Source organism: Dissulfuribacter thermophilus (assembly GCF_001687335.1).
Lineage (GTDB): Bacteria > Desulfobacterota > Dissulfuribacteria > Dissulfuribacterales > Dissulfuribacteraceae > Dissulfuribacter > Dissulfuribacter thermophilus.
The window spans coordinates 1-1,356 of record NZ_MAGO01000024.1 but is presented as its reverse complement, the minus strand read 5'-3'; the positions used below and the strand labels follow the sequence as shown (position 1 = coordinate 1,356).

Below are 1,356 nucleotides of genomic sequence, written 5' to 3'. Positions count from 1 at the left end.
AAGTGGCAGTGTAAAGTTATTTGTGTGAAATTAAAGAGGGGGTAGAAAAAAGGCACTTTTCCTTGTAGTGGTTTGACAGCCAAAAAAACAAACCGAAAGGAGAAGTGCCTTGAAAGTAGAGATCAGCGTACCAGAGGTTATAGAAATCTTCAATGAGATTCAACAGCGGCCAGAGAAGCTTTTTGAGATGATTCGTTTCAATATCCAAGAGACTGTAGGACAATACTTGACTGCACTGATGAATGCGGAGTTGACCCATTTTCTTGGTAGAGGACCCTATGAACGTAAAGGCAATGAAACTAATCATCGTAATGGATCTTACAGCCGTCATTTTACACTGAAGGGCATAGGCGATGTTTTTGTACGTGTACCCAGAGATCGGAAGGGAGAATTCAAGACCCAGATTATTCCCCGTAGCAAGCAGTATGAAGAGGAGATAGCCAGGGACCTTAGCCTGATGTTTTTAACGGGTATTAGTACCAGGAGTCTTTCTATGTTATCCCGTAGGCTCATAGGCAGGAAGATTTCTCCCACAGAGATCAGCAGTGCCAATGTGGAGTTGTCAGAGGCTGTTGAGAGATGGCGCATGCGGGATTTGTCCAAGGAGAGTGTGAAATACATCTTTGTAGATGGGGTCAATTTTCGTATGCGCATCAAGCGGGATATTGAGATTGTACCTGTTCTAGTAGCAATCGGCGTTACAGATTTAGGCCATAGGCTGGTACTGGGCTTACAATCAGGGGATAAAGAATCAGCCACTAGCTGGCGCGAGTTTTTCAAGGATTTAAAAGCAAGAGGCCTTAAATCCCAGGGTGTTACTTTAGGTGTCATGGATGGTCTTACAGGTCTGGAAACAGTATTTAGGGAAGAGTTTCCCAAAGCAAAAGTGCAACGTTGCCAGGTGCATGTTGCACGGAATGTATTGGCCAAGGTGCCCAAGAAGTACAAAAAGGAAGTAGCAGATGACCTTCGTTCCATTTTCTATGCCTCTTCTAAAAAGAAGGCTTTGGCGTTTTACGAGCAGTTCAAAGAAACATGGGAAAATGCTCTTCCCTCAGCTGTTTCTTGTCTAGAAAGATCTCTGGATGCCTGTTTAACCTTCTTCAGCTTTCCTGAAGAGGAATGGATATCCTTACGGACTACCAATATAATTGAAAGGTTGAACAAAGAGTTTAAACGAAGAACAAAATCCATGGAGATAGTAGCTGGAGAAGCAGCCTGTTACCGTCTTCTCGCTTTTATCTCTTTAAGAATGGAACTACATTGGAGATCAAACCCTATTGGAAAAGTGCGTAAAAATCTACCATTCATGAGGGAAATAGCTTGGAACAATTTTACACAAAAAAGTTGACACTA

General features: G+C 42.6%; 1 protein-coding gene. It reads left to right on the top strand.

Annotated elements, in window-relative coordinates; genetic code table 11:
- The first annotated feature begins 109 nt into the window (after nucleotides 1–109).
- Complete coding sequence (locus DBT_RS11620; protein ID WP_067620894.1) at nucleotides 110–1,351, top strand: IS256 family transposase; 1,242 nt, start codon at nucleotides 110–112, stop codon at nucleotides 1,349–1,351.
- Nucleotides 1,352–1,356: the final 5 nt, after the last annotated feature.